The organism is Citrobacter sp. HN-141 (genome assembly GCF_033341895.1).
In the GTDB taxonomy this organism is placed as follows: domain Bacteria; phylum Pseudomonadota; class Gammaproteobacteria; order Enterobacterales; family Enterobacteriaceae; genus Citrobacter.
The window spans coordinates 243,033-249,574 of the sequence record NZ_JAWPBF010000008.1 but is presented as its reverse complement, the minus strand read 5'-3'; the positions used below and the strand labels follow the sequence as shown (position 1 = coordinate 249,574).

The following is a 6,542-nucleotide window of genomic DNA, read 5'->3' as shown; positions in this document are numbered from 1 at the left end:
AATCGGTGGAGCTGCATGACAAAGTCATCGGGCATTATCTGAACATAAAACACTATCAATAAGTTGGAGTCATTACCGGCTGCACCATCTTTGCGTGAAGAAGAAAACACACTAAATTGCGGTAATGGAAATGGTGTGTTTATCTTTTTAAGACCATACAGCTGCGCGTGTGTTTCGAATACCTTTTCCGGGATCACCCCTAAGCATTGGGTTGTGGACACAATAGTCAGTATTGCCGTAAAAGAAGAGGTCAGCAGACAACGTTCACCGGTTCTGAATTTTTTATCCACAATACTCCGGTGGTAAATTATTTTTTCATTTTTGGTATTGTAGCCCACCAGGTTGGCACTTCTGAACTGCTCCTCTGTAATTGCATTTCCGTATAACGTATTATTCTGCGAGGCGACGAGAACCAGCCGCATATCAGATATTTTCTGGCAGGTGATATTTCCTGACTCAACGGAAAATGTTGAAAACACCACATCAGCCTGGCGCATGTTTAATAACTCAACAATGCTCTGCTCGTTTAAATCAGCGGTGAGGTGCAGGAGGCTGATATCCGCATCGGTATTGATTATTCTGGCCGTGACATCGGGAATAACAATCGGGGAAATAAATGACTCGGTATACAGCGTTAGCCTTTTTTTCGCCGCCGGAGAGGAAAGTGGCATCAGCGTCGATAGCTTGTCGATAATTGGGATCGTATTGTCATAAAGTTCATCGGAGTAGACGGTCGGTAACAGTGCATTTCCGCTACGGACGAAGAGATTATCTCCCATCATTTCTCGCAGTTTTCGTAGTGACTGGCTGACGGCAGAAGGTGAAATGTTCAGCATGTCAGCGACTCTGGAAATACTACCCACGCTATAGATCAAACAGAAAATTGTCAGCAAATTCAGATCGATTTTGGATAGTGTGCGTATTTTTTCTGCATCACTTGCTTTTGACATAAATCCCTCATAATCAGCGCGATGGCAATAATCACTTCAGGTATAGCAAAAAATGTTCGGTATGCCAGAAACGCGATGTTTTGCGTAAGTGCAACACCTGCATCAGGCCGAAAGTTGTAACATTGTAAATTATGTTAATTAATTAGGCTTTATTGATATAGAGCATCAATTTGTGCAAAAAACAACCATACTATTAAGTTGCACCATGGTTGGAAAGAGGAGGAACAAGGTATGGTTGTTGACAGACTGAGAACCGATCTTCTCAACAAATTGATAAACGCCCGTATCGATCTTGCCGCTTATCTGCTGTTGAGAAAAGCGAAAGGCTATATGTCAGTCAGCGAGAGCGATCGTCTGCGTGATAGCTTTTTTGAACTGAATCGCGAGTTGCACGATCAATCACAGCTCCACGGTATGCATCTTGATCAGGAAGAGTGGAATGCCCTGCGTCGTGCTGAAGGGGCGTTAGCCGCCACCGCTGTTTGTCTGATGAGTGGACATCATGATTGTCCGAACTTTATTGCCGTTAACGCAGAGAAACTGGAAAACTGCCTGACAACGCTGACGCTGAGTATCCAGAGTTTGCAAGCTTATTCAACGCTGGAACACATCTGAACCAGGGGGAGGGCGCTCCCCCTTTTCATTAAGATTATGTAAAAGTAGCGGGATAATTCCCCTTGCTGGCTACGCTTTAAGCAGAGCCATTAAGGAGGTGCTATGCGTCGATTCTTTCTCTGTGTTGCCTTCCTGGCGTTGCTTTCCCCCTATGCCGCTGCCGTCAAGGTGGAGGTCCTGCAAACCAAACTCGACCACCCGTGGTCGCTGGCCTTTTTACCGGATAATCGCAGTATGCTGATTACGCTCAGAGGAGGGCAGCTTCGGCTCTGGCAACCCGATAAGGGGCTTTCCGATCCACTGACTGGCGTACCTAAGGTTTGGGCGAATGGCCAGGGCGGCTTGCTCGATGTGGTGTTAGCGCCGGATTTTGCCCAATCCCGGCGGGTGTGGCTTAGCTTTGCGGAAGCTGACAGTGAAGGCAAAGCCGGAACAGCAGTAGGCTACGGGCGGTTAAGTGACGATAGTAAACACCTGCAGGGCTTCCAGACGGTGTTCCGCCAAATGCCTAAGTTATCAACCGGGAACCATTTTGGTGGGCGTATGGTATTTGATGGCAAAGGTTATCTGTTTATAGGTCTTGGCGAGAATAACCAGCGCATAATCGCTCAGGAGCTGGATAAATTACAGGGCAAAGTGGTTCGACTAACAGACGAGGGCAAAATTCCACCGGATAACCCGTTTGTGAACCAGACTGGCGCGCAGGCTGAAATATGGTCGTATGGCATCCGCAATCCGCAGGGGATGGCGATGAATCCGTGGAGTGATGCGTTGTGGCTCAATGAGCATGGTCCGCGTGGCGGAGATGAGATCAATATCCCCGAGAAAGGTAAAAACTATGGATGGCCAATCGCGACATGGGGTGTTAACTACAGTGGTTTCAGCATCCCCGAAGCAAAAGGCTCAATTGTGGCGGGCACCGAACAGCCTATCTTTTACTGGGAAAAATCACCTGCTGTCAGTGGGATGACCTTTTATAACCACGATACGTTCCCACAGTGGCGACACAAGCTGTTTATTGGCGCGCTGAAAGAACAGGGGGTGATTGTGTTAAGCGTGAAAGGCAATACAGTGACGGAAGACGGGCGTATTTTGCATGACAGAGGGCAGCGAATCCGCGATGTGCGCGTCGGACCAGACGGTTATTTGTATGTATTAACCGACGAGTCCGACGGGGAATTGCTGAAAGTGAGTCCCTGACAGGATTAGCTGACCGGGATCATCACGACTTTCTGGAATGCCGGGCGCTCGGTGAGCTGTTGATACCAACGTTCCAGGTGTGGACGCGGCGTCCAGCTCAAGCCGACATTAAACAGGTTATAGATGAACGGCGCGACGGCGATGTCTGCAGTGCCAAATTCAGCGCCAGAGAACCAGGTCCGGTCGGCCAGCGCGTTGTCGAGAATGGCAAACAGGTTATCGCAGACCTTCGCACCGGCCTCGATGGCTGCCTGATCGCGTTGATCGGCAGGAGTTCTGACCAGACCAAATAAGATAACCCGATGTGCAGGGCTCAGCGTCTGGTTAGCCCAGTCCATCCATTTTTCGCCCTCGGCGCGTTTCGCCGGGGCGTCAACCCACAGTCGTTTTTGCCCGTACTGGGCCGCCAGGTAGCGGACAATGGTATTGGATTCCCACAGCAATACGTCTGTTTCGTCATCGCGTAGCAGTGGTACCAGCCCGTTAGGGTTCATCGCCAGATAGTCTGCGTCATGATTTACGCCATGCTGTCCACCAGCCAGAATTTGGCTGTACGGCAGTTCCAGTTCTTCGAGTGTCCACAATACTTTTTTTACGTTGGTCGAATTATTGCGACCCCACAGTGTAATCATAGTAACCCCGCAAATTAATTGAGCAGCGTTATGGCTGCATTCTCTATCTGACACGCTCACATGGTGGGGTAAACCTAATATTTACGCAACAAGGCGCAAAAAAATCGTGATGAGAGCAGCGCAGCGCAGCGTTATTGCATAAACTTTAAAAACTTTACCAACTTACGGTTTCTTTAAGCTCGTTAGTGCGTTATTACTCACCGCACTTATTTTACACGTCATCCATCAGAACTTTTCTGTATGGTTGGCTGAGGCAACTTGGCCGGTTTTGTGTAAACACGGTGTGGTATGACGTGGTTTTTTGGAATGGATACTCGGGTGGCATTTATGACGCAATACTTCTCTTCCCTACGCAGCCTTGCTGCAGGTTCAGCACTGTTAATCCTTTTTGCGCCGACCGTACAGGCGGCGGAACAACCAACGGCCCCGCCGAGCGTTGACGCACGTGCGTGGATCTTAATGGATTACGCCAGCGGCAAAGTGCTGGCGGAAGGTAATGCCGATGAGAAACTGGACCCCGCCAGTCTGACCAAAATTATGACCAGCTATGTGGTCGGTCAGGCGCTAAAAGCCGGGAAAATTAACCTGAATGACATGGTTACCGTCGGGAAAGATGCCTGGGCGACCGGGAATCCGGCCCTGCGCGGCTCTTCGGTGATGTTCCTCAAGCCTGGCGATCAGGTTGCGGTGTCCGATCTGAACAAAGGCGTGATCATTCAGTCTGGTAATGATGCCTGTATCGCGCTCGCTGATTATGTTGCCGGAAGCCAGGAATCGTTTATCGGTTTGATGAACGGCTATGCGCAAAAACTGGGACTGACGAACACGACTTTCCAGACGGTACATGGTCTGGATGCCGCGGGGCAGTTCAGTACCGCGCGTGATATGGCATTGTTGGGTAAAGCGTTAATCCACGATGTTCCGGAAGAGTACGCCATCCATAAAGAGAAAGAGTTTACCTTTAATAAAATTCGCCAGCCTAACCGTAACCGCCTGCTGTGGAGTACCAACCTGAATGTGGATGGTATGAAAACGGGCACCACGGCGGGAGCCGGTTATAACCTGGTTGCATCCGCGACACAGGGCGATATGCGTTTGATTTCCGTCGTGCTGGGGGCAAAAACCGATCGCATTCGCTTTAATGAATCCGAAAAGCTGCTGACATGGGGTTTCCGCTTCTTTGAAACCGTTACGCCGATTAAACCGGATGCCACCTTTGTGACCCAACGTGTCTGGTTTGGTGATAAGAGTGAAGTCAATCTGGGCGCCGGGGAAGGTGGGTCTGTGACCATTCCGCGCGGTCAGCTGAAAAACCTGAAGGCGAGCTTTACCCTGACAGAGCCACAGCTGACCGCGCCACTGAAGAAAGGCCAGGTTGTGGGGACAATCGACTTCCAGTTGAACGGAAAATCTATTGAACAGCGTCCGTTGATGGTGATGGAAGCGGTGGAAGAGGGGGGATTCTTTAGCCGGATGTGGGACTTCGTTATGATGAAATTCCACCAGTGGTTTGGTGGCTGGTTCTCTTAATTGCTGATGCCGGATGACGAGGTGATAGCACCGTCATCCGGCACAAATTTAGTACATCAATTTGATATTCTGCGCTTTGGCATACTCGACAAACTCATCGTCCGGGCGGTTATCGCTGATGATGGTATCAAAGCGTCTTAATTCGCCCATCCTTGCGGGACGCACCTTCCCAAACTTGCTGTGATCAACCACCAGAACATGATACTGCGCCATCGACATCGCCCAGTGTTTAACCGGTAATTCCTCAAGGTTAAAACAGGTTGCGCCTTTATCGATATGTATGCCAGCTGCGGAATAAAAAGCGATATCCGGGCAGACGTTATTCAGGGTTTCCTGGAAATCGAGTGGCTTGAAAATAGCATTACTGGCATGGAATTCGCCGCCACATAAAATGACGCGGCACTGTGGTTTCTCCTGCAACACCAGAAACGTATTCAGCGAATAGCAGATTGCGGTGAACGGTAATTCATTATCGATCGCTTCAATGATCCACGGCGTTGTTGTTCCGCAGTCGAAGAAAACGGTCTGATGCGCCTGGACGAGGCTGGCTGCCTGCTGCGCTGCCCGGCGTTTTTCATCAACCAGGCGGGATTTTTGATCGCTGATTAAATAGTGGCTGGCGCTACGGGGTTCCAGAACAATATAGCCCCCAAGCAGTACAACCGGGGCCGTGTTATTATTCAGATCGCGACGAATGGTCATTTCTGATACACCCAGCAGTGTCGCGGCTTCTTTAAGGTGTAATTTATCGCTGCGTTTTAGCGCCTGCAGTAATTGACCAATACGCTCGTCGCGTCGAGTTTCCATAGTTCCCCTGGAGAGTAGAATACGTGCTCAGTTTCGCGCTTAATACTACTCTCTTTACCGTGGGTTAGTCACGTACCCAGCCTTTACGAATAGGGAGGGCGAAGCAGGTGCGATAGCAGGTCTGCAAACCGTGGTACAGGGTTGTGCCGAATCGTTGCCAGATCATCTGGGCGCTCAGGCAACCGATCAGACCGGCCAGTAACCCCCCCAGCATATCCAGCGGCCAGTGTACGCCGAGGTAAACACGCGACCAGGCAATCGCCACGGCGACGACCATCAACAGTGCTCCGGACCACAGGCGGTGCCAGAACAGGAAGGCCAACGCGAAGGTAAAGATAACCGTACCGTGGTCGCTCGGGAAAGAGTCATCTGCAGCATGGTGCAGGAAGTTGTAGCCGATATGATTGACGAATGGCCGGTCGTGAGGAAATAAATGCCCCATGAGCCATGAAATGGTCAAACCGACTGCCAGCGCAATCGCCATTTTTATGACCAACTGGCGCTGGATGGTCACGCGGTTTTGCGGTCCCCAAAGCCAGAGAACGATCGCCAGTAGCGGTACGATGCTAATCAGATCTTTGGCAATAAAAATGGCGAGCGAGATCGTCCATTGCGCAGAGTCCGGCGTGGCGTTGATCAAGTAAAAAAGCGAGTTGTTCAGATTTTCCAGCATAACATCCAGACTCAATGTAATCGTTAAAAAGGCCCATATTGGGGATCATAAAATTGCTTTCAGGCGATAAAAAGCGGTCTTGTCCTATTTGTCTGTTAAATGACGCTTTTTAAGACAATTAATGAGGCTTATTGA

7 protein-coding genes and 1 pseudogene are annotated in these 6,542 nt (G+C 49.9%); 4 read left to right on the top strand and 4 right to left on the bottom strand.

What is annotated here, in order from left to right:
* Positions 1–5: 5 nt before the first annotated feature.
* Complete coding sequence (locus tag RYZ59_RS24770; protein WP_003032489.1) at positions 6–62, top strand: IS1 family transposase; 57 nt, start codon at positions 6–8, stop codon at positions 60–62.
* A gap of 84 nt (positions 63–146) precedes the next feature.
* Here the strand turns inward: RYZ59_RS24770 and RYZ59_RS12350 are convergent.
* Positions 147–950, bottom strand: a pseudogene (locus RYZ59_RS12350) (LysR family transcriptional regulator); the annotation flags it as partial.
* A gap of 231 nt (positions 951–1,181) precedes the next feature.
* On the opposite strand from RYZ59_RS12350, the gene bssR reads away from it, so the two are divergent.
* Together bssR and RYZ59_RS12340 are read left to right on the top strand one after the other, a co-directional pair.
* The gene (gene bssR, locus RYZ59_RS12345) at positions 1,182–1,565 is read left to right on the top strand and encodes a biofilm formation regulator BssR (protein WP_202039054.1); all 384 of its coding nucleotides are present in this window, start codon (positions 1,182–1,184) and stop codon (positions 1,563–1,565) included.
* A gap of 102 nt (positions 1,566–1,667) precedes the next feature.
* On the top strand, positions 1,668–2,765 hold the full coding sequence (locus RYZ59_RS12340; protein WP_318047941.1) for a PQQ-dependent sugar dehydrogenase: 1,098 nt from the start codon (positions 1,668–1,670) through the stop codon (positions 2,763–2,765).
* 5 nt (positions 2,766–2,770) lie between these two features.
* Here RYZ59_RS12340 and RYZ59_RS12335 read toward each other — a convergent pair whose 3' ends face one another.
* Complete coding sequence (locus tag RYZ59_RS12335) at positions 2,771–3,397, bottom strand: glutathione S-transferase family protein (RefSeq protein WP_137384294.1); 627 nt, start codon at positions 3,395–3,397, stop codon at positions 2,771–2,773.
* A gap of 327 nt (positions 3,398–3,724) precedes the next feature.
* On the opposite strand from RYZ59_RS12335, the gene dacC reads away from it, so the two are divergent.
* Positions 3,725–4,927 carry a serine-type D-Ala-D-Ala carboxypeptidase gene (dacC, locus tag RYZ59_RS12330; protein ID WP_137384369.1) on the top strand — a complete coding sequence of 401 codons (1,203 nt, stop codon included), beginning with the start codon at positions 3,725–3,727 and terminating at the stop codon, positions 4,925–4,927.
* A 48-nt stretch (positions 4,928–4,975) separates the two neighbouring features.
* Here dacC and deoR read toward each other — a convergent pair whose 3' ends face one another.
* Together deoR and ybjG are read right to left on the bottom strand one after the other, a co-directional pair.
* Positions 4,976–5,734 (bottom strand): DNA-binding transcriptional repressor DeoR, encoded by a 759-nt coding sequence (gene deoR, locus RYZ59_RS12325; RefSeq protein WP_318047942.1) that lies wholly within the window; start codon positions 5,732–5,734, stop codon positions 4,976–4,978.
* A gap of 64 nt (positions 5,735–5,798) precedes the next feature.
* Positions 5,799–6,407 carry an undecaprenyl-diphosphate phosphatase gene (gene ybjG, locus RYZ59_RS12320; protein WP_137384292.1) on the bottom strand — a complete coding sequence of 203 codons (609 nt, stop codon included), beginning with the start codon at positions 6,405–6,407 and terminating at the stop codon, positions 5,799–5,801.
* Between the last annotated feature and the right edge of the window lie 135 nt (positions 6,408–6,542).